16 protein-coding genes, 1 tRNA gene and 1 other RNA gene are annotated in these 19,964 nt (G+C 60.3%); 14 read left to right on the top strand and 4 right to left on the bottom strand.

The genetic code is table 11. The features are described 5' to 3' along the window. Nucleotides 1–4 precede the first annotated feature (4 nt). The 5 genes from HMPREF3149_RS12065 to HMPREF3149_RS12045 are packed head-to-tail and all read left to right on the top strand — an operon-like array spanning nt 5 to nt 6,687. Nucleotides 5–2,341, top strand: a complete 2,337-nt coding sequence (locus HMPREF3149_RS12065) for a SaeA-related protein (RefSeq protein ID WP_070538430.1) — start codon at nt 5–7, stop codon at nt 2,339–2,341. A 2-nt stretch (nt 2,342–2,343) separates the two neighbouring features. Next, entirely contained in the window at nt 2,344–4,179 is a 1,836-nt protein-coding gene (locus HMPREF3149_RS12060; RefSeq protein ID WP_246820012.1) for a GAP1-N2 domain-containing protein, read from the top strand. A 41-nt stretch (nt 4,180–4,220) separates the two neighbouring features. Beyond that, nucleotides 4,221–5,183, top strand: coding sequence for a hypothetical protein (locus HMPREF3149_RS12055; RefSeq protein ID WP_070538428.1), 963 nt, complete (start codon nt 4,221–4,223; stop codon nt 5,181–5,183). Beyond that, nucleotides 5,180–6,190: a TRAFAC clade GTPase domain-containing protein gene (locus HMPREF3149_RS12050; RefSeq protein ID WP_070538427.1), complete on the top strand. Its 1,011-nt coding sequence runs from the start codon at nt 5,180–5,182 to the stop codon at nt 6,188–6,190. The genes HMPREF3149_RS12055 and HMPREF3149_RS12050 overlap by 4 nt, the downstream gene beginning before the upstream one ends. Beyond that, nucleotides 6,187–6,687 carry a hypothetical protein gene (locus HMPREF3149_RS12045; protein WP_070538426.1) on the top strand — a complete coding sequence of 167 codons (501 nt, stop codon included), beginning with the start codon at nt 6,187–6,189 and terminating at the stop codon, nt 6,685–6,687. The genes HMPREF3149_RS12050 and HMPREF3149_RS12045 overlap by 4 nt, the downstream gene beginning before the upstream one ends. Here HMPREF3149_RS12045 and HMPREF3149_RS12040 read toward each other — a convergent pair. Beyond that, complete coding sequence (locus HMPREF3149_RS12040; protein WP_070538425.1) at nt 6,684–8,060, bottom strand: hypothetical protein; 1,377 nt, start codon at nt 8,058–8,060, stop codon at nt 6,684–6,686. The two genes, HMPREF3149_RS12045 and HMPREF3149_RS12040, sit on opposite strands and share 4 nt — an antisense overlap. A gap of 52 nt (nt 8,061–8,112) precedes the next feature. Here HMPREF3149_RS12040 and gluQRS point away from each other — a divergent pair, with 52 nt between their 5' ends. From gluQRS to HMPREF3149_RS12025, 3 genes are all read left to right on the top strand, one after another. After that, on the top strand, nt 8,113–9,045 hold the full coding sequence (gluQRS, locus tag HMPREF3149_RS12035; RefSeq protein WP_070538424.1) for a tRNA glutamyl-Q(34) synthetase GluQRS: 933 nt from the start codon (nt 8,113–8,115) through the stop codon (nt 9,043–9,045). A gap of 67 nt (nt 9,046–9,112) precedes the next feature. Then, nucleotides 9,113–10,684 carry a cation:proton antiporter gene (locus HMPREF3149_RS12030; RefSeq protein WP_042528897.1) on the top strand — a complete coding sequence of 524 codons (1,572 nt, stop codon included), beginning with the start codon at nt 9,113–9,115 and terminating at the stop codon, nt 10,682–10,684. A 24-nt stretch (nt 10,685–10,708) separates the two neighbouring features. After that, nucleotides 10,709–11,044, top strand: coding sequence for a hypothetical protein (locus tag HMPREF3149_RS12025; RefSeq protein WP_070538423.1), 336 nt, complete (start codon nt 10,709–10,711; stop codon nt 11,042–11,044). A 569-nt stretch (nt 11,045–11,613) separates the two neighbouring features. On the opposite strand, the gene HMPREF3149_RS12020 is transcribed toward HMPREF3149_RS12025, so the two are convergent. The 3 genes from HMPREF3149_RS12020 to HMPREF3149_RS12010 form a co-directional block, all read right to left on the bottom strand. Further along, nucleotides 11,614–12,165: a hypothetical protein gene (locus tag HMPREF3149_RS12020; protein WP_246820011.1), complete on the bottom strand. Its 552-nt coding sequence runs from the start codon at nt 12,163–12,165 to the stop codon at nt 11,614–11,616. A gap of 120 nt (nt 12,166–12,285) precedes the next feature. Then, nucleotides 12,286–12,699, bottom strand: coding sequence for a Shedu immune nuclease family protein (locus HMPREF3149_RS12015; RefSeq protein WP_083280874.1), 414 nt, complete (start codon nt 12,697–12,699; stop codon nt 12,286–12,288). 794 nt (nt 12,700–13,493) lie between these two features. Further along, nucleotides 13,494–13,582: transfer RNA gene (locus tag HMPREF3149_RS12010), tRNA-Ser, on the bottom strand. A gap of 199 nt (nt 13,583–13,781) precedes the next feature. Between HMPREF3149_RS12010 and ffs the strand changes: the two genes are divergently transcribed. The 6 genes from ffs (at nt 13,782) to recR (ending at nt 19,933) form a co-directional block, all read left to right on the top strand. Then, nucleotides 13,782–13,880, top strand: an RNA gene (ffs, locus tag HMPREF3149_RS12005) — signal recognition particle sRNA small type. Nucleotides 13,881–13,961: 81 nt separating this feature from the next. After that, on the top strand, nt 13,962–15,233 hold the full coding sequence (locus tag HMPREF3149_RS12000) for an aspartate aminotransferase type Ic (protein WP_070538421.1): 1,272 nt from the start codon (nt 13,962–13,964) through the stop codon (nt 15,231–15,233). Between the two features lie 84 nt (nt 15,234–15,317). Beyond that, on the top strand, nt 15,318–15,794 hold the full coding sequence (locus HMPREF3149_RS11995) for a suppressor of fused domain protein (protein WP_052471353.1): 477 nt from the start codon (nt 15,318–15,320) through the stop codon (nt 15,792–15,794). Nucleotides 15,795–15,870: 76 nt separating this feature from the next. After that, nucleotides 15,871–18,726, top strand: coding sequence for a DNA polymerase III subunit gamma and tau (locus HMPREF3149_RS11990; RefSeq protein WP_070538420.1), 2,856 nt, complete (start codon nt 15,871–15,873; stop codon nt 18,724–18,726). Nucleotides 18,727–18,783: 57 nt separating this feature from the next. After that, nucleotides 18,784–19,164 carry a YbaB/EbfC family nucleoid-associated protein gene (locus tag HMPREF3149_RS11985; protein WP_042528907.1) on the top strand — a complete coding sequence of 127 codons (381 nt, stop codon included), beginning with the start codon at nt 18,784–18,786 and terminating at the stop codon, nt 19,162–19,164. Between the two features lie 112 nt (nt 19,165–19,276). Next, complete coding sequence (gene recR / locus HMPREF3149_RS11980) at nt 19,277–19,933, top strand: recombination mediator RecR (protein WP_039673215.1); 657 nt, start codon at nt 19,277–19,279, stop codon at nt 19,931–19,933. Nucleotides 19,934–19,964: the final 31 nt, after the last annotated feature.

Genomic DNA, 19,964 nt, shown 5'->3' with positions numbered 1-19,964 from the left:
GTTGATGACACACACCCCGAAACCTTCGATTAAGGATGTACCGCTCAGCGAGCTCACCACGCTGCATGAGCTCAAGCGCGTGAGCGCTGAGGACGTCCGCGCGGCCGTTTCAGCACCGTTTCGGCAGTTTGCTGAGCAGATCGCTGCTGCCTTCAATGGTGAAGCGGTAGAACACCCAGAGCTCAGCGCGGAGTCCCTCAACGCTGCTGCCGCGCAGGAGCGTGCTGCTCAGCAGGCAGCTGAGGAACGTGCGGCGGCGGAGCGTTCAGCGGCACGTGATAAACAGCAGCACGTCACGGCATCGCAAGCACAGCCGCATAGTCAGCCTGAGCCGCGCCCCGCGCCCGAAGCCCCCGCTGCAGCGGCTCCGCGTGACTTCTTCGCTGAGTGGGAGCAGCTGCAGGCTGAGGAGGAACAAAAGACTCAAGTCAACGAAGAGGATTACATCACCATTCCGGGCTTCGGAATCCGCGCGGAATACCAGTACCGCCAGGATCCGAACTGGGTAGCCCCCGGTATTGATGTCGAGGTGGAGGTCCCTGAGAACACCGACACCGGGGAAGAATCTAGCGAAGACTTTGGCTACGGCGTCGAACCGGAGCCGGAGGAGGACACTGACCAGCGCCACCCCGTGCGCCTGTGGTGGCCGGAGCTTGAGCATGAGCCGAATGAGGTCGTGTTTTACCGTGTTGTGGCGGACGATTCTGAGATGGTCGCGTCCCCAGATGCCGGCGACACGCTGGTCTACACCAAGGGAACGGCCTACCGTGACCACAACCCGGGGGAAGCTGGCCTGCGCCACTACGCGGTGTGGGCTTATAAGGGGACGGACCTGCGGGAACTAGTCCACAGTCAGCCGGTTTTCATGGGTGATACTGCCGTAGTTTTCCCACCGGTCAACGTTCAGGTCTCGACCATCAAGGGCGCTGTTCAGGTTTCCTGGGACCTGCTGCCGGGGCACACCAGCGCCATGGTCTATGCCTGCCGCGATACCGAGAAGGAGCCCCTTTCACCGCGCTTCGAGCAGGATGTGGACAGCTCTGGGCGCAAGGCCACCATCCCCGTGCAGGAGGCAGGTCAGACCATTGTCATCTCTTTGCTGGGCCAAGCAGAGTTCCATGGCGCTACCGAGCAAAGCCAGGATGAGGTCGCGGTGCAGCGCTCCGTGAAGCTAGCCAGTGAGTTGGAAAAGCTGGAGCTTTCGCGCTGCGAGCGCCGCAGCGAGTACGGGCAGGATTCGATCGAGGTGGACTGGTACTCGCCCAAGACTGGTGAAGTGAAGATTTACCTTACGCCCACCGCACCGCAGGCAGACCTGCGTACCTCGGCAGTACCAAAGACGTACGTCGAAAGTGCGCTGTCGAGTGCGATCAGTGAGACCCGTGGCGTGTCCGAGGCCGGTTCCTTCCAAACCACCACGGTGCCATGGCCACCAGACTGGTACGAGGTGTACATCACCCCAGTGAACTTTAACGATGCCGATGCTTGGGTTGGTGAATCCAAGGTATTGCAGCGCGTGCAGTCCATTGGGGACGACCAGTTCCGCCTCATTGAACGTGTGGACAGCCAGCTCATCACCTTTGACTGGCCAAAGGGAGCGACGGCGGTTGAATACTCCACCAACCGCGAACATGACCAGATCCGCGAAGAGGACTATGACCTGCAAGGCGGCATCCGCATGCGCCTGGATCAGCATGGCGATACGGTACGTCTTAAGCCCTATGCAGTGTTTGCGGGTAAGCGTACTGAGGGCGATGAGCGCGTCATTCAGTATGAGGGCCTACGCCCGGTGACCTACGACTTTGAATTTGATGAGTCCAACAGCCAGGTGCAGGTGTACCTGTGGAGCCTGGGCAACGGTGACAAGCGTCAGTTCTCCTGTCAGGTGGTGTACCGCGCCGATCGCCTCCCTCTCTTCCCCGAAGACGGTGAGGCGCTCGGCATCGTCGAGACCAACCTGCAGAACACCACTCACGTAGCGCAGGGCTTGGGCCCCGTACGCGGCCAGTACCCCGACTTCACGGTCTCCTTGGGGCAGTACTCACAGCGAGGAGGCTTCATTCGCCTCTTCGCGGTCGAGGGCTTCGATGCTCACGTTGATTCTTCCTTTGGCAGCTTCGGTGGTGAGGACGCTTTCAGCGGATTCGCTGAGAGTTACAGCGAGGCATCACCGACGCTCAGCGCATCGGATAAGGCAGTGGTGGTGGAAAAAGATGTGTCCTACAAGCTGATGTTCTATGCCGCCAGCCAGAACAACAATCAGCAGTACACAAACCAGCAGCCTCCGTACAACTACGACCAGAATTATGGTCAGGACCAGTACTTCCAAGGAGGCCACTAATCATGGGCGGTGCATTTAGCTACGCGTCTTTCTCCCGAGCCAACGGCCGCGCTGGTGGTTGGGGAGTGGGCCAGAAGGTCGGCGACCTTACCCAGGAAGAGCTGGCTGAACTCGTTTCCTTCGTGCCCACCACGCTCAACAACGGCACTTCAATTCCGGATTTTCCCTCGGCCCAGCAGCGTGCCGAGCTTGTGCGGCGTACCGCGGTTTTTGCGCTCACTCCGGAAGCAGACAAGTGGGTGACCATGGTGTCGGTTCCAGCTGGTCTCGATGCCACGGGACGCGGGGGTAACGTGTTTACCTACACCAGCATTACCCGGACGGGTACCCCGCCGGTGCCTTCGACGGTTTTGTATTCTCCGGATATTCCTGCCCCTTTTTCTATCTATGAGGTGGACAAGGTACAGATTCCAGAGAGCATTTCGGCGCGTGGTCCGCTGCATTCGGATGTGTTGCTGGATGAATTCCTCGAAGGTGAGTTCCGTCAGCCGGAGAAGCTTCCCGCGCCATTTAAGTCGGTGACCCCGAATCCGAATCCCTCGTTTAACCACGCGCTTGTGTCCGCGATGGCGACCGTGCTCAATTCCCGCAATGGCCTTGTCGTTCTCGTTGCGCCGGATAATCAAGCGGCATTATGGATTGCTGCCACCGCACGCGAAGTGGGGGAGGACGGCTTTGGATTCTCTACCTTCGAAAGAGCTGCGGCCATCAATGAGTTTCCTTTGAGCACCTCCACGATGATCGTTGTGCCGCCGAGTGAGAAGCAGCGCCTTGCGGATACCGCCATACCCGGGAACCCAGTGGTGTTCGCTGTGAATGAGGCCCTCCCAGACGTCAGCGCTTTTGAACGCCCTACTCAGGAGAGCGAACTGAGTGATCCTTCCCAGTACACGTCGGAATCGTCGTCTCTGCATGAGGAGTCAGAAGCCAGCTCGCTGTCCACTGGCGGTGCCGGTACGGCGGATTGGGCCGCAGGGAACACTGCTGGTGAAGGCACTGATACGCAATCAAATTGTGGTGACCCGTGGGCTGCTGACGGCACAGTGGAGTTTGGTTCCCCCGCTTCTGACGCCTCGCCCTTCGCCGCCGTCGATGGTACTTCTTCACCTTTCCCGCCCAACCCCTTGGAGGCGCCGAATCCCCTGGGTAGTCAGCACTCGTCGGAGGGACTTGAATCCCCTGTGCAGCGCGACACCGCACTGGCGGCGACTGAGGATGACGGGCTGCCGTTGAATGCTGCATCGGGCAATCCCTTTGCGGTGGGAGGGGTGCCGCCAAGCACTGCGTCTTCTGACACCTCGGCCCAACCACCGGCCGCGCCTTCCACATCGGCAGCCGCGCACGGTGGGCAGACGGCATCCGAAAGGAAGCTTCCCAGCACAAATGCGGTTGTTCCCGCCTTGAGCGCAGAGGAGCACCAGAAGCTTGTTGCCTTTGATGCGCGCTGGTGGATCGAATACCTCGATGTCCACCGCGGGCGTTCTATCCAGTTGGCCTACCTGGACAAGACCGCGTTGGGGGATGGGTTGGACAAGCTGCTCATGTCAGCGGTTATCGCCTCGTGGGTTTTCTACTTCCCCCGAGACTTTGAGCTGCTTGCGGCCGATGCCTTGCGGCCGTGGGAAAACCGGGATCTTGAGCACATTGCGAACCTCACCGCGGACCATTTCGTGGGCACGTTCCGCCTTGACCAGTGCGATCGGCATGTTACCGGCCGTGTCGCAATGGTGCTCGATGAAGTCCAGAGAATGCTCGCTGAGCGCGCAGAACGAGCCCAGCAACACCAGGCAGGCTGGCAGAATCAGGACTCTGGCCGGGGCAGAGGCTATGGATTTTAGGCAACACACGATAGGCAAGATAAAAGAAGGTAAGAAGCGTCATGGCTAAATACACACTGCGGGACGGCGAGTCCCGCCGCATCGGCTCAGACGGCATCCTGCGCGTCGAGGCCTTCGAGATGGGCACCGGGGGTGCCTCAATGGAGCTGGCCATCGTGGGCGAGGGCGTCGATGCCGTGCGCGTGCACGACCTCTCCCTCATGGTTCATTCCCTTCCCGAACGCGCCACCATTGTGGTGCAGCCCAAGCGTGGCGGCACCTTTGGTCAGCGCAGCGAGGTACGCCTTACGGTGAGCAACGCGGGCGATTCGGTGACTTTCCCGCGTGTGCTTATCGACGCCGCCGAGGACTCCCCCGAGCGCCTCGCCGAAGTCACCCCGGAGTCTGGTAGCTACCGCCTTGATGCCTTCGGTACGAGCGAAGGGGCCGGCATTACAGATTCTGCCCGCGAGGTGCGTTCCAAGATGCGCCGCGCGGAACTGGACGTGTCCGGGCTGGATGACGTCACCGTTATCGTTGATGGTTCCGCCTCCATGCAGGTCAACGTTAATGCGAAGATCATTGACGCTGCGGCCAAGTACATTGATGCGCTGTCGGATGCGTTCAAGCGTTTCCGCGCCACCGATGGCCAGGACAGCATCCAGACGCACAAGGTGGATGAGCTGAGCCGCTTCATCAGCGGGGTTATTAGCAACGGCGCCGAGCGCGTAGGCCAGCGTCCGTGGCGCGGCCCGAGTATTGCGTCCTCAACGTCGCTGGCCATCTACGTCACTGATTCCCCGGTGGCGTCCATGCTCACCACGGGTGTTCCTACAGTCGTGCTCATTACGAGCGCTATAGGCCGCCAGGAACTCGAGCTCGCCCGCATCAACGGAACGCCGCGCCAGGTGGCTTTTGCGGTCATCGATGAGGACGTGGCGAAGCAGCTGGAAACCGGAGCAAACACCGAGCTTTCTGAGCTCACCGACCGCGTTACCGCCATGCTGAAGGAGAGGAATTCATGATCCAGGCACGTTGCCCGTGGACGTTCAAACCGCTCGAGGCGGGCGTAACCGTCAGCCCGTACACCAACCGTGAACTGCCCGAAGGCTGGACCGATGCGGTCACTCACTGCGTTGCCATGGCCGGTGCGCGAAACTCCGGTAAGTCGCTCTACACCGCGGTGATGATTAAGCAGCTCAAGCAGCTGGCGCACAAGCACGATAGGTCTGTGCAGCCGGCGGATGCCTCGACGCGTGAGCGCTACGAGGAGGTCTATGAGAAGCCGCTCTTTGAAGAGATGCGCGCTATGGACCCCACGCCGAGCGCCGTGGCGACGGATGCCTACCAGCGCGATCCGCTCATTTTTGAGCTCGGTGTCTGGCCGGATCAGCAGGGCACCCCGCGTATGAACTACCTCGTCTTCCGCGATGTCGCAGGCGAGGACCTTGAGAACCCACCGGAGAATGAGGCAGACCGCGAGAATCTTGCTTTCTTTTCCCACGCAGACCTGGTGATTTTCCTCTTTGATCCCCTGCGCGTGAAGCAGATTCAGGATTTCATCCACGGACTAATCCCCAACATCGGTGAATTGGGAGCGGATTCCCTGCGCGTGCTGGACAACCTCCTTGATCTGCTCGAGTCAGATACCCCTCCGCCGCTGGCAGTGACCATTTCCAAGTTCGATACCGTGCAAAAGCTTGAGCAGGTGGATGACGTGCGTTGGAAGAAGCTCATGTCCAACCGCGGTGCGGCATTCCGCCGCGATACCGGCTGGAATTTCAACGATGCGGATCGGTATATGGTTCACCAAGAAGCCGAGTCGCTGCTTCGCTTCCTCGGTGCGAACGACCTCATCAACAAGCTGTACTCGGCAGGCACAGACGAGGGAAGCTTCTTCGTCGTGTCCGCGTTGGGTGAGGCGCCGACGGGCCGCCAGCTGGCGCGCAGCGGTATTGCCCCGTACCGTGTGCTGGACCCGATTCGGTGGTTGCTGAGCCGTCGTGGCGTGTTTGTGCAGGACGTGTCATGACTTTCGGCACGCCCCAACCTGCTGCCCCGCAGCCGCAGCATCCATCGCGGCCACAGCCTGCCCGGGATTATCGCTATGGGCAGGTCAGCGACTCTGCCCGGGAAACCCGCCGGGCGGCTGATATGAAGGCCCAGTGGGCGCCCTGGCCGCTGAAAATTGCAGCAATCATCGAGCTGTTCATCAGCAGCTATGCGGTGTTCACCATCTGCCGGCTCGTCGCTTTTGAGAACAGTCCCGCGGCGGTCACCCGCATGGATCAGCTATCCACCGAGTTCGGTGTGCTGTTGGGCCTGCTGGTGCTGCTCGTATGTGTGCTGACCGCCTACGTGGTGCATGCCCAGCAGGCAGCGCGCATTGCGCTTACCGTCATCAGCGCAGTTCTGGTGCTGCTCATCCCGGTGGATTCGGTTATGCCCGTGTCCATTGCCTCAGCGGTGGTCATCGTGCTGATGTGGCTTCCGACGAACCGGCAGTGGTTCGGCGGGGTGAAGAACTAGGCCTTCTTGCGCAGCTCGTCGAGCGCGCGGGAATTGCCGGCAGCGTCGAACAGGTTATAGGCAAGGTGGTACATGCTCCGCGCACGGTCGGCCACGTTGCCGGCGGCGTAGCGGTCTCCGAGGAGCTCTGCCACCTCCGCGAGAGCACTCTGTTCCGAAGGTGTGGTGGCCTCGGCGGCCGTGTGCTTCTCCAAGAAATCGAGCAAGACCTGCGTGGACTTAAACATGTCCTGAGCTTGGGTGCGTAGGCTCTCGGAGTAGAGCACCGTCCACTTGGCGGACACCGGAAGATTCTGCAGCTTGGTGGAATCCACGTAGCGCGAAGCCAAAATGTCGTAGGCCTCCCTGGGATCGCGGTGGCGGACATCGAGAACCACAGTCTTCAGGATGGACTGCAGTTCACCTTCGAGATCCCCGTAGCGGCTGTATTCGCGGGCGGCCGCTTCGAAGCATGCCACGCGTTGCGCTGTGTTATCCCCCGAATTGGCGGCAGCATCGCTGTAGAAGCGCGCCAACATGGAGGAGGGAAGCTGCTTGTAGTCCGCCTCGCTGCGAGCATTGGACAAGATAGCAAAGGATTGCGTTGCCACGCGGGAGCAGTCCGCAGTCGAATCGGAGGCCCACAGGGCACCGACGGCGGACTCGAGGATGACCGAGAGGGCATCACCAAGCGATGTGCCCGAGCCATTAAACGCCCCAGACGCCACCGCGTCATTGATGGCCACAAAGTCGGCGGCGTGGGCTTTGGCGTCGCCGCTTTTGGCGGCATCGAGAACCGCGCGGAGCTCGGCGAGCGAAGGCTGGGTGGATGAGGAACCGGAGTGCGCCTTCTCGGCGGGTGCGGAGACAGCTGCCGCTTGGGGCGTTGAGGTACGCGCGGACGCGGAGTCAGCGGGGGAGGAAGACGCAGATTCAGAAAAGTCCTTGTGGCTGGTTGCGGTCTGTGCGGCGGCCAGTTCTTCGAGCACGGAGCGGTCCCCCGCAGCGGCGGCCCTGGCGGCAAACTTCTCCGCTTCCTCCGGGAAGCCGTTGTCCAACCAGGCGCGTGCAACGCGGGCATAGCCGGTAGCCACGAGGTCCGGCTGACCGGTCAGCGCACCAAGGGCGGCAATGGTGAAGGAATCATTGGCGTTCTCAATGGTGCCTGCAGCTTGGCGCAGGATTTCGCGGGCCTCAAGGTACTGGGCGGCTGGGCGGGCGTCCTCAGCACTGCCCAGGAAGGAATCCTCTGGGAGGACGCGGCTAATCTGCTTCTCAATGTTGGCGGATTCCACCGTGGGCAACGTCAGCCCAGGGCTCTGGGAGCGTGCATAGGCCAGCATGCGTTCAGCGTCGGCGGAATCAAGCAGGGGATAGGTCACGTCAGAAGCCATGGGGGCGATTCTAGTAGAGGACGTCACCACGTGCGGCCCTTAGACTGGGGCCATGGATTCTCTCACTCCTGCCGGGCGCTATGCGCCGAGCCCGTCTGGTGATCTTCACCTGGGAAACCTCCGAACAGCACTCTTGGCCTGGCTGTACGCCCGCAGCAGCGGCCGCCGCTTTCTGGTGCGCGTCGAGGACATCGACACGCAGCGCTCGTCAGAGGAGTCGGCACAGCGCCAGCTGGAGGACTTAGCAACCTTGGGGCTGGACTGGGATGGCGAGGTCATCTACCAGCACGATCGCTACGCTACCTATGAGGAGGCCCTGGCTCAGCTGCCCACCTTCGAGTGCTACTGCTCGCGCAAGGACATTCAGGAGGCCTCCCGCGCGCCGCACGCCATCCCGGGGCAGTACCCAGGGACGTGCCGTGCGCTTTCCGACGACCAACGGGCCGCCAAACGCGCCGAACTCGCCGCCCAGAACCGCGTTCCCGCCATCCGCTTGCGTGCCGATGCCACCACCTACACCATCCACGATGCTCTTGCGGGTGAGTACACCGGCGAGGTTGATGACTTCATCCTGCGCCGCGGCGGCCAGCGCCCATCCGACCCTGCACAGGGCATGGACTGGGCCTATAACTTGGCCGTGGTGGTCGATGATGCTTTCCAAGGCGTGGATCAGATTGTGCGCGGCGACGATCTGCTCTCCTCTGCCCCACGCCAGGCCTACCTCGCGCACAAGCTGGGCTATGCGGTGCCGGAGTTTGTTCATGTGCCGCTCGTTCTTAACGCCGACGGTGTGCGCCTATCCAAACGCGATGGGGCGGTGACCCTGCGCCAGCTGCTCGAGGAGCCGGGACGGGGGAGGGGGGACGTCGTCAAGCTCCTGGCTCGCTCATTGGGCTATGAGGCAACGTCTGCGGCTGAGCTCCTGGAGAGATTTCGGCCGGAGTCTCTCACCCGTGATGCCTTCGTATGGGATGGAACTGTGTAGCTCCCTCTTCCCCTGCACAGCGGTACTCTAAGAACATACAAACCTGCAACGGGGAGTGAAGCGCACTATGGAAGTTTTATTTGTCCTCATCGGTCTGATGCTGCTGACCGTCATTGTCATGGCGGTGGGGGACAAGATTGGACTTCCCTGGCCGGTGTTGCTCACGCTCCTCACGGCGATTTCTGTCTTTGTGTACGCCACATTCTCGAGTGGTGAGTTCGAGTTCGCTGTGCCCGCGGACCTTATCCTTCCAATCTTTTTGCCGCCGCTGTTGTGGGCTCTGGCAAGGAAGACATCGTGGGGCGTGATTCGGGAACAGTGGATGACCATCCTTGCTCTCTCCGTGCTGCTCGTCGTGGCCACAACACTGGCCGTTGGGTTCACTGCCTGGGCCTTTATGCCGGGCCTGGGCATCGCCGCAGCCATCCTTATTGGTGCAGCGATTGCCCCGCCGGACCCGGTGGCCGTGGAGGCAGTGGCAGAACCCGCCGGTATTCCCCGCCGTATCATCTCGGTGCTGCAGGTTGAGGGCCTGTTTAATGATGCCGCGTCCATCGTGGCCTTTCACCTCGCCCTTGAGGCCGTGACGAGCTCTGGGCAGATGCATGCCGGTCAGGCGGTTATGCGTTTCCTCTACTCGGCGGCCGTCGCTGCCATCCTGGGCCTTGTGGTGGGCCGTGTGTCCTCCTGGTTCATCGGTGCGGTGCACGAGGTCGTCGCCCGCAACGCATTGACCTGGGTGATTCCCTTCGCCGTCTATATCGCAGCCGAGGAGCTTGGCGCCTCTGGCGTGATTGCCGTGGTGATCGCTGCGGTGGAGTTGCATTCCCGTGCCCCGGTTCAGGCCGAGGACCGACTCTCCGGTCAGTCCTTCTGGGAAACAGTTGAGTTGCTCTTTACTGGTGTGGCCTTTGGTCTTATCGGCCTGACGGTCTTCAGCGCGGTTGATGCCGTGGGCGCGGATCTGTGGCACGCAGTCATCGTCGGAGTCATCCTGTCCCTCGTGGCTTTCCTTGTGCGCATGGCCTGGATGTATACCTTTTACCTCATCAACCGGCGCCGGGGTAAGCCGCGTTTGGCGCCACTGCGCCGTCAAGAGGTGCTCGTCATGTCGTGGTCCGGCATGCGCGGACTGGTCACCCTGGCGCTGGTTCTGTCCGTGCCGAGCGGTTTGAGCTTCTACAACGAGTTGACCGTCATCGCCCTTGTCGTGCTGCTCATGACCATGGTGATCCCCGGCCTGCTCCTGCCCTGGCTCATGCGGCAGCTGGACATCACGACCTACTCGCAGGCCGCCACCGATAAGATGCGGGCCACGATTACCTCCCGTGCTCGTAAGGCCGGCATTGCCGCGATGCGTTCCAAGTATGAGGAGCTGGACCCCGACATCGCCGCCAATATTGCGCAGTGGTTTGAGGACCGGCTCGGTGAGGACGAGGATGGCGAGGATGCCACGACCCGTATGAAGATGGCTATTGAGGCTCGTGAATTGGCCTTGGCTGCGCGCACGACCGCCTTGGCCGGCGCACAGCAGGAATTGCTGCGACTGCGCCGCGATAGGGAGTTCAATCCCATGATTGTGGACGAAGTGCTTGTCGACGTCGACCGAATGTCCCTCGGCGCCAAAAAGCGCGGCTGATGCAGCAGCGAAAGGAGAGCAACAATGGACGCTTTAGAGTATGCCCAGCTGGAGGACGGCTTGGACTACCTTTACGCCTTCTTTGATGAGGACCTTGAAGAACGCGTACGCGCCGGGCGTGAACTCCTCCCGGAGGGCATGGAAGACATCCTGGGGGACCACACTGTGGAAGACTTCGTGTGGCTGTGGATCAAGGAACCCGGTCCCCGCGGTTTCCGCCAATACTTGCGCGATGGCGGCTACGACGGCGCAGAGGTATCCGAGGCTTTTCTCTTCGCCCGCACGGAGTGGGGCATGAACACGCCGCCGCATGTGGAGTGGCTCAGGGAGGACGGCGTCGAGGTCCCGGAGTTTAACTAGGAGTGTGCGACTGGGGGCGTTCGATGGGGCGCCCAGCAGCACCAGCAGCAAAGGAACCAACGTACTGGCACCTTATGCGAAACTCCGCATGCGATCACCTGGGGTTTTCCGCCCTGAACCCCACAAATGGTGCCCTAACTTTGGCTCTTTTGCCCGAGTGTTTGGGCCAGAAATTGTGTGCGCTGGCGCGTTGGGTAGTTAGACGCACTCATTTCAAAGCCCCTTTACCGCGAGTGGGTAGAGCTTGCAAGACCTGCCGTCGAAACTGTTAATGAAAAAGTGGGTTTCGATATTCGACTGCGAATCAATATTGACAAGACTCGTGATGACTTGGCATTTCTCTCAAGCATGCACAACTAGTTTTGTAGAACCCTAAAGGATATCCCAAAGGTGATTATCAGCAAATGTTCACTTTTTGTCGGTTTTCCCGAACGTTTGGAGGAGCAACCGCGGTCGTACTTGTAGCGTGGCTACTCGCTGCCTCTGACTTCAGCCACTGTGCAGCACTTCCAAAGTGTGTGCTTCAAAGCGCCTTCAGAGACTGAGTTATCTCTCGACTTTTCTTGATTCTATGCTCCTGGGAGCAGATTCTTTGCCGCTGTTGTGAGAGCTTTTGGAGCGTTCTTGGTAAGCGTTTTTCGGGCCTCAGGGCTTATTGCTGCTACACCGACGAGTGCTGTAACCCCCAGTACAGCACCAAGCACCTCTTTGTGGGCTCTCAGAGCCTCTAGATTGAATCTCTTATTGTTAATATCATGCTCGAACAGTTTGTTGTCGTACCGTTCAAGGCGGTCGAGCGCATCCTGTTTGGCTTCCGGGCTACTTTCGGGGTCTCGGACAATTTGCGCAAGCAGTTCCTTAGTGAAAGCAATGCTTGCGTAGAGATTTCCAGAACTTTTCTCGTTACTGGTGACTGCCTGTTGTACCGAATCATCCATAGCTTGCGCGAGTTTTGCCACTGTGTCGGGCGCAACTGTTAGAAGTGCTGATAGAACTCCCGAACTAATCTGATCATTTTGAATCATTTGTACAAGATCAAGAACCTTGTCACTACTCATTTTGCGCAGGTCGTCGACTTTCAGTGCGCTTTTCAAATCGTCAATAGACTCTATTTGTCCCATTTTCGCTCCCCTTGGTAACTTGTTGAGTGAATTGTACCGTGGGCAAACTGCAGAACGGTGAAGCTACTCATTGGAGACGACCCGCTAATTTGGAGAGTTCTGGGAGGGGGTTACTGGCTTTTAGTCAACAGCGGATTCTGAAGCCCTAGATTCAGTGAGTTCTACATGCCATTCCGCGCGCGCGAGAAGTTCATCGAAAGTAATGATCTCAGGGTGAGTGATATTTCGACGGAACATTTCGAAACTATGGACTTTGTCATCGATTGCTCCGCCGGTTGAACCAAGTAGTTCTTGCAGAGAACCAACGATTAAGTAGGCTTTCGGCTGGGTAATAAATGTCCCCTCACCAGACCGAGAACCGTCAGTTTCTTTTTCCTCGATATACTCTCCTAAATCTCGGACGGCCATACGGACACTTTGCTGTACTTGCACCACTGCACCGGACAGTTCATTTGAGGGTGCCCAGCACGATGAGCGATACAGTGTGTTCGAAAGCAAGTCGGTTTTATGGTGCTTTATTTCCGCGAACACCATAGAACTGACAGCCCTAGGATTTAAAAACCTCAACCACTACATCTTGCGATGCCTAATCCACTCCGGACAGCTACAGGACAAAATCAACGCACTCTAAAACCGGAAGGGCCGGATAATTGGCAATTAATCGGGTAGGTATCCAAGATGAATGTCGTCTGCTTCGTAGAGTTCGATAAACACTCGCCGTCGGTCTCCCGCTTCAATCCACTGCAAGAATGCCAGAGCTAAGTCGTGGCCAAGTGTAGGAGACACGAGCGTCATGAAAGCGTGAGGGCTGATCCCAAATGGTGCCGTCTGCTGTTTTGAACGCCCCATCGTCAAGAGCTGTCCAGAGTTCGCTGGGGCTGGCTTGCTAAATCCGCACGAAAAGCCCCTTAAGCCGCGCTTTAGGATTTTAACAGTGCCAAACTTGCGGCGGGGTTCTTTGTTTCTGGGGCGGCATGGAATTTCTTAAGCGCTTTAAATCCCTGTAGGGCGAGGGATTTAAAAGGGGATCATCTCTGTCGAAATTCGGGGGAAATGTCCCTTAAGCCGAATTGTCTTGTGGTGACCAAGCGCAAATTAAAACGGTCCATCGCTCGATGGACCGTTGGCTAGTGCCTACACAGCCATTGGACTGTTCAGCACTGACCAAATCTTAGCATGGAATCAATGAAGGAGGCGTAAGAACGCCTTGCTCGCCCCAAGTGACTTTGGCTTCATTCAAATGTAAAGGCCGGATAATTGGCCACCCGTGCCTGACCAGTGGGGATGCAGAAGGTCCCCTGGATGATGACATCCAGGGGACCTCCCAGTGGCGGAGGATAGGGGATTTGAACCCCTGAGGGATGTGACTCCCGCACGCGTTCCAGGCGTGTGACATAGGCCGCTAGTCGAATCCTCCGCTGGAAAACATTACATGAGCCCCCTAATGAAGCAAAATCGCCTGGTCAGTGCGAAAATTGGTGTCCTCTTGGGCGGCGGACTGTGGATCGCGGTTCCTTCGTGGGGGCGCTGAGTGGTGCGGTGTGGGGCGGGCGAGGGCGACGGGCTGGGAGAGGTTGGCGGTTTGGCGTCGGCAAGCGCGGCGCGCTAGGCTAGACCGCAGGATTCCGCGTGGCGTCCATCCTCTGAACTCCCCCAGGGCAGGAATGCAGCAAGGGTCAGGAGGCTCTGGCGGGTGCGCGGGGTCCCCTTTTTATTTGCGGTCTTACGCACGGGGGAAGCGTACGAGAGTTACTATGGGTGCCATCTGTCCGCAACATGTCCCGGAAGGAAGAGGGATGTCGCTTTCTAATCTCGAGAAGTCTGAGCTCAACGAGCTTGCTGCCCAGGTGCGCAAGGATTACGAGGATCTCAAAGCCGAGGGGCTGAACCTCGATCTGACTCGCGGTAAGCCGTCCAAGGCTCAGCTGGATTTGTCCAACGATCTGCTCGTACTGCCAGGCCGTGGCCACTACACCGACGCTGCTGGCAATGACCTGCGCAACTACGGCAACCAGAAGGGCATCAAAGAGCTGCGTGACCTCTGGGGCAAACTAACCAACATGGATCCGGAACTGCTGGTCGCAGCCGATTCTTCTTCGCTCAACATCATGTATGACCTGATCCACTGCTCCTACAGCTTTGGTAACAACAGCTCTGAGCGCCCGTGGAACAAGGAAGAAACCGTCAAGTGGATCTGCCCTACCCCGGGTTATGATCGCCACTTCGCCATCACGGAGTCATTCGGCTTCGAGCTCATTTCCGTGCCGATGGAAGAGGATGGCCCAGACATCGAGGCCGTCGAGGAGCTGGCAAAGGACCCGCAGGTCAAGGGCATGTGGGTGGTGCCTATGTTCTCTAACCCGACGGGTGCGGTCATCTCTGAAGAAAAGACCCGCCGCCTGGCACGTATGGAGGCTGGTGCGCCGGACTTCCGCATCGTGTGGGATAACGCCTACGCCGTGCACACCCTCACCGAGGAGTTCCCGGAGATCCTGCCGATTCTGGAGATTGCTGAGCAGGAAGGCAACCCCGACCGTTTCTGGGCCATGTCGTCCTCGTCGAAGATCACCTTCGCAGGTTCGGGCGTGAGCTTCTTCGGTTCCTCCGAGGACAACCTTGAGTGGTACCTCGAGCACGCTGGTATCCGCGGCATTGGTCCGAACAAGATTAACCAGCTTGCACACTATGAGTTCTTCGGTTCCGCCGAGGGTGTGCGTGCCATCATGCGCCGCCACGCTGCGCTGCTGGCCCCTAAGTTTGAGGCGGTTCTGCGTATCTTGGACAAGCGTCTGACCCAGTACGACGTGGCGGAATGGACCCACCCGAAGGGCGGCTACTTCATTTCCCTCAATGTTGTGGACGGCACCGCTACCCGCGTGTGGGAACTGGCGCGTGATGCCGGCATTCTGCTCACCCAGGCTGGTTCGGCTTTCCCGTACGGCGAGGATGATCGTGACCACAACATCCGCCTCGCGCCGTCCCTGCCGCCGCAGGAAGAGGTTGAGGCCGCGATGGACGGCGTGGCTACCTGTGTGCTTCTGGCCGCAGTGGAGAAACTGGGGGCTTAGGCCATCAACGCTGACGAGACGTCCTACTGGCTCGACCAGGTCATTCCGGTTGAGCTTGAGTTCAAGAACGTTGATGGGCATCGCTTGGGCTTAGCCGCGCTTGACGACGCCCAATCCCTCGCCGTCTCCTGCGACTTCGCGGACGTCGACACGGGCTTGGCTCATGCCGAACAAGGCGTGGACGTGCGCTGCGAGCTTCTTGCCGTGGCCCGTACTGGTCAGGCAGAAGTGGCTGCTGCGGTGAGTGCCGCAGCAGCCCTGCTCACGAAAGCTGCCGGCGTGTTACCTGCGCAGCCGGGCCTGCTGTTACCGAAGCTCTTTGTCGACGATGATGAGCGTTTCGCGCCGCTCACTGTTCGCCACGGCATGCTCATCGCGCCGTATTTGTGGGGAGGACAGACCCCGCAGGTGGCGGAGGACAAGCGCCTTACCCTTGTGTGCCAGCTGCTCATGCTGACTGATGCTGAATATGCCTTCGCTGTCGATGAAGGCGTGCCTGCTTTGCAGCAAGCCGTGGCGGAGCAGGGCATCGATTTGTTGGACTGGCAGCGCTCCGAGTAGCGGGGCGTTGGCGTCTTTTCGCCGAGGAATCTGGGGGTGATCCGGATGTCCGGGCGAGGCGCTAGACTGACTAACCGTGGCTCTTTACCGGAAATATCGTCCAGCAACGTTCGCGGAAGTGGTGGGCCAAGAGCAGGTCACCACGCCGTTGTCCGCCGCCCTTGACGCGGGGCGCATCAACCATGCGTACCTCTTTTCCGGCCCGCGTGGCTGCGGAAAGACTTCCTCGGCACGTATCATGGCCCGCTCCTTGAACTGCGAGCAGGGCCCCACGTCCACGCCCTGCGGCGTGTGCGATTCCTGTGTTTCACTGGCCCCCGGTGGGCCGGGCAACCTCGACGTTACTGAGCTGGACGCTGCCTCCCATAACGGTGTGGAGGACATGCGTGAGCTGCGTGACCGCGCCTATTATGCGCCGGCGGAATCGCGCTACCGCATCTTCATCATCGATGAGGCTCACATGATTTCCGCCTCCGGCGCTAACGCCTTACTGAAGGTGGTGGAGGAGCCGCCGGAGCACGTCATCTTTATCTTCGCTACAACGGAGCCGGAAAAGATCATCGGCACCATCCGTTCGCGTACCCATCACTATCCTTTCCGCTTGCTCACTCCCCCTGCAATGAAGGGCCTGCTGGAGCGCACCGTGGCTTCCGAAAACGTCCACGTGGATGACACTGTCTACCCCATGGTTATTCAGGCCGGCGGCGGTTCTCCCCGTGACACCCTGTCCATCTTGGACCAGCTCCTTGCCGGTGCCGGCCCGGATGGCCTGACCTATGATGTTGCCCGTCCACTCCTCGGAGTAACTGACCTAGGCTTGCTCGATAACACAGTGGAAGCCCTGGCCAGCCAGGATAAGGCGGCACTGTTTAGGCTTGTTGATGATGTCATTGAAGCCGGCCACGACCCGCGTCGCTTCGCCATTGATCTGCTTGATCGTCTCCGCGATCTCATGATCATCCAGGCCGTGCCTTCAGCGTTGGAGGAGGGGTTGGTGTCCGCGCCGACGGACCGTGGGGACATCCTCACGGCCCAGGCCCAGCGTTTTTCTGGCCCCCAGTTGGCCTACTTGGCTGACACCGTTAACGCGCGCGTCTCTTCGCTGCGTGGCGCAACCTCCCCGCGCCTGCTCCTGGAGATTCTTTGTGCTCACCTGGTCGTGGGTTCGGCTCCCGCCGCCGCGGCTGCTGGCCACCTTCCAGCCGCTCAACCAGGCAGCGGTGCGCCGGCTGCCGGTGCCCCCGTCACTGGTCAGGCCGCGGTCAGCGGCGCACAGGGTTCCGCGCCTTCTCAGCGCCCGCAGTCTGCAGTTTCCAGTGCCCAGGATCCTGCCGCTGCAGCCGCCGCTATCATTGCCCAGCGCCGCAGCCGCCAGGCCGCGAAGCAGAATGCCGAACAGGGCCAGCAGCCCCAGCAGGACGCACAGCAGCTGAACCAGGCGGAGCCAAGCCTGCAGGGAAACCAACAGGCTGCCTCACAGCCACACGCGGTGCAGCAACCCGCTCACAGGCCCGAGCACAGCCTTGAGCGCAGTGTGGAGAACAGCTCGGAGCAGACACAAAACCAGTCGGAGCAGCAGCTGCAGCATGAAGAGCGCACTTCGTCGGAGGCACAGCAGCCTGCACCCACCGAGCAGACCGTTCAGCCTGAACCGGCGGAGCACTCGGCGCACTCGCAACCACAGCAGGGTACAGCTCCCCAGGATCTCGCAGCGGAGATCCGTTCCACGTGGTCCGATGTGCGAGCAACAATTGGCCGCCGCAATAAGGTCGCTGAGATCATGCTCGCGGAAGCCCGCGTTCTTGGAGTGCGCGATGAAACCCTCGTCTTGGGGCACACCACGGGCGCCCTGGCAGAGCGCATCAATTCGCCAGGAACCAACGAGGTCATTGTTGCGGTACTCAAGGAGGAACTCAACCGCGAGCTGAAGGTCACGTGCGTCATTGGCACCGACCCCAAGTCGCAGGGTTTCACCATTGAGGAGCCAGCACAACGAGCCCAGTGGAACCCGAACCAACCGCAGCGTGAGGCCTCCGAGCCCGAAGAGGAGGCAGAGAGTCCGAAGCCCTCTAGCGCCCCTCACAAATCTGACACAGCTCAGTCCGACACGGCGGAAACTTCTGCCGAGCAGAAGGACCAAGAACCGGCGGAGGAGCCGACTGAACCGCAACGGTCTCGCAACCCTGAGCCGGAGGCGGAATCCGAGCCGGAAACTCAGCAAAAGCCGGAGCGGGCGCAGCAGCCTACGCCCCAGCACGAGGCGAGCGATGACCCTTGGGGAGCGCCGCGCCGTATTGGTGGACAGGAGCCGTCGTCTCAAACGACGGGGCACGGTCAGCGAGGTACGCTGTCACGACAGGACTCCGTGCGTGAGGAAACATCACCGCCAGAGTTGCAGCACAAAGCACAGGACCCGGCAGCACAGTCGTCCCTCCACCAGCAGACGACGCCGCAGAATCCACAGCGAGACACACTGCAGCAGGACTCGCCGCGCCAGGATGTCCCACAGCGCGGCGCGGCGGTGCCCCCAAAGAGGGAGGCGCGTGGCAGCCAATGGCGATCACGCATTGCCCAAGCCAGCCAGGTAGCGGCCCAACGCGATGAAGAATTTTCCAAGGTTCCCCAGTTTGGAAACGGAGTTCCACTGCCGCCGGAGCCCGGCCCGGATGAAGGCGAATTCGAGGCCCCACCGGAGGAGTATGCACCGTCGGCGGGGATGGGCGGGACGTCGGAAAGCGCAGCTCAGAGCGCGGGATCGTCGCAGCAGGCGGAGCCACAGCGAGCCCCGGAACCGCAGCCGGCCTACACGCGCGATGACGAGGAACGCGAGATGATGGAGGCCGCACAGAGCGCCGGCGAGATGGACCACCGCAACGCCACCGAGGTCGCCATAGAGCTCCTTGCCCAAGAGCTGGGGGCGCGGCGACTGTAGCGCGGCATCTGTACACTTGTCGGGTAGCGAAAATAACCGTGTGAAAGGACTTTTAGCATGACTGAGAACGATCCGATGCAGCAGGCAAACGACATGAACGACATCCTGGCGCAGGCCGCACGCGTCCAGGCAGAGCTGCAGAAGGCGCAGGAAGAAATCCTGGCCGCCACCGTCGAGGGCACCGCCGGCAACGGCCTGGTGAAGGTCACCATGACCGGTGGCGCAGAGCTGCAGGACGTCACCATTGACAAGTCCGTGGTTAACCCGGACGACATTGAGACCCTCCAGGACCTCATCGTGGGTGCCTTCAAGGAGGCGCACGCCGCCGCTGGCCGCCTGGCACAGGAGAAGATTGGTCCGCTGTCCCAGGGCATGGGCCAGTCCCAGCAGGACTACGATGGTCCTTCTTTCCAGGATGTCTTCGGCGGTAACCAGTAAGCCGCGCGTTAGACTTGAAGGCCGTTGTCGCTCTCCCCACAGAGGGCGGCGCGGCCTTTTGTTTATCCCCAGCCACCTAGGTTGGGGACCGTGACGTGAAGGGGAGCATTGCGTGTTTGAAGGACCACTGCAGGATCTCATTGATGAGTTCTCGCGCCTGCCTGGCATTGGGCCAAAGTCGGCACAGCGCATTGCCTTCCACGTGCTGCACCAGGACCCAGAGGACATTGACCGCCTGCAGAAGGCACTGGGCGCGGTGCGCGATGGCGTGACCTTCTGCCGCATCTGCTGCAACATCTCCCGCGAGGAGGTGTGCCGCATCTGCATTAACTCGCAGCGCGATGCCTCCACCATCTGTGTGGTGGAAGAGCCCAAGGACATTCAGGTCATCGAGCGCACCGGCGAATATGAGGGGCGCTATCACGTGTTGGGCGGTGCTTTGGACCCGCTGGCGAATGTGGGGCCGAAGGATCTCAACATTTCTCAGCTGCTGCAGCGCCTTGGTGGCGTGCTGCCGGACCGTGAGCTGGCGGATTCCACCCCTGAGGAACCGCTGTACGATGACACACCCGAAATCACCGAAGTTATCCTCGCTACCGATCCCAATACGGAGGGCGAGGCGACGGCGGCCTACCTCGTTCGTCTGCTTCGTGATTTCCCAGGGCTGAAAATCACCAGGCTGGCGTCCGGCATGCCGCTGGGTGGTGACCTTGAGTTCGTTGATGAACTCACGCTTTCCCGCGCGCTCAGCGGCCGCCTGACGGTGTAGCCGGGGGACACCGTCCCCCACGTTGCCCCGC

Source organism: Corynebacterium sp. HMSC05E07 (assembly GCF_001807225.1).
Taxonomy (GTDB): domain Bacteria; phylum Actinomycetota; class Actinomycetes; order Mycobacteriales; family Mycobacteriaceae; genus Corynebacterium; species Corynebacterium singulare.
The sequence above is the reverse complement of the archived record's forward strand: the minus strand, read 5'-3'. Positions and strand labels throughout refer to the sequence as shown.

Coding starts and splice junctions, on each gene's coding strand:
- HMPREF3149_RS12065 (WP_070538430.1), top strand. CDS start 5: ATGACACACACCCCGAAACCTTCGATTAAGGATGTACCGCTCAGCGAG.
- HMPREF3149_RS12060 (WP_246820012.1), top strand. CDS start 2,344: ATGGGCGGTGCATTTAGCTACGCGTCTTTCTCCCGAGCCAACGGCCGC.
- HMPREF3149_RS12055 (WP_070538428.1), top strand. CDS start 4,221: ATGGCTAAATACACACTGCGGGACGGCGAGTCCCGCCGCATCGGCTCA.
- HMPREF3149_RS12050 (WP_070538427.1), top strand. CDS start 5,180: ATGATCCAGGCACGTTGCCCGTGGACGTTCAAACCGCTCGAGGCGGGC.
- HMPREF3149_RS12045 (WP_070538426.1), top strand. CDS start 6,187: ATGACTTTCGGCACGCCCCAACCTGCTGCCCCGCAGCCGCAGCATCCA.
- HMPREF3149_RS12040 (WP_070538425.1), bottom strand. CDS start 8,060: ATGGCTTCTGACGTGACCTATCCCCTGCTTGATTCCGCCGACGCTGAA.
- gluQRS (WP_070538424.1), top strand. CDS start 8,113: ATGGATTCTCTCACTCCTGCCGGGCGCTATGCGCCGAGCCCGTCTGGT.
- HMPREF3149_RS12030 (WP_042528897.1), top strand. CDS start 9,113: ATGGAAGTTTTATTTGTCCTCATCGGTCTGATGCTGCTGACCGTCATT.
- HMPREF3149_RS12025 (WP_070538423.1), top strand. CDS start 10,709: ATGGACGCTTTAGAGTATGCCCAGCTGGAGGACGGCTTGGACTACCTT.
- HMPREF3149_RS12020 (WP_246820011.1), bottom strand. CDS start 12,165: ATGGGACAAATAGAGTCTATTGACGATTTGAAAAGCGCACTGAAAGTC.
- HMPREF3149_RS12015 (WP_083280874.1), bottom strand. CDS start 12,699: ATGGTGTTCGCGGAAATAAAGCACCATAAAACCGACTTGCTTTCGAAC.
- HMPREF3149_RS12000 (WP_070538421.1), top strand. CDS start 13,962: ATGTCGCTTTCTAATCTCGAGAAGTCTGAGCTCAACGAGCTTGCTGCC.
- HMPREF3149_RS11985 (WP_042528907.1), top strand. CDS start 18,784: ATGACTGAGAACGATCCGATGCAGCAGGCAAACGACATGAACGACATC.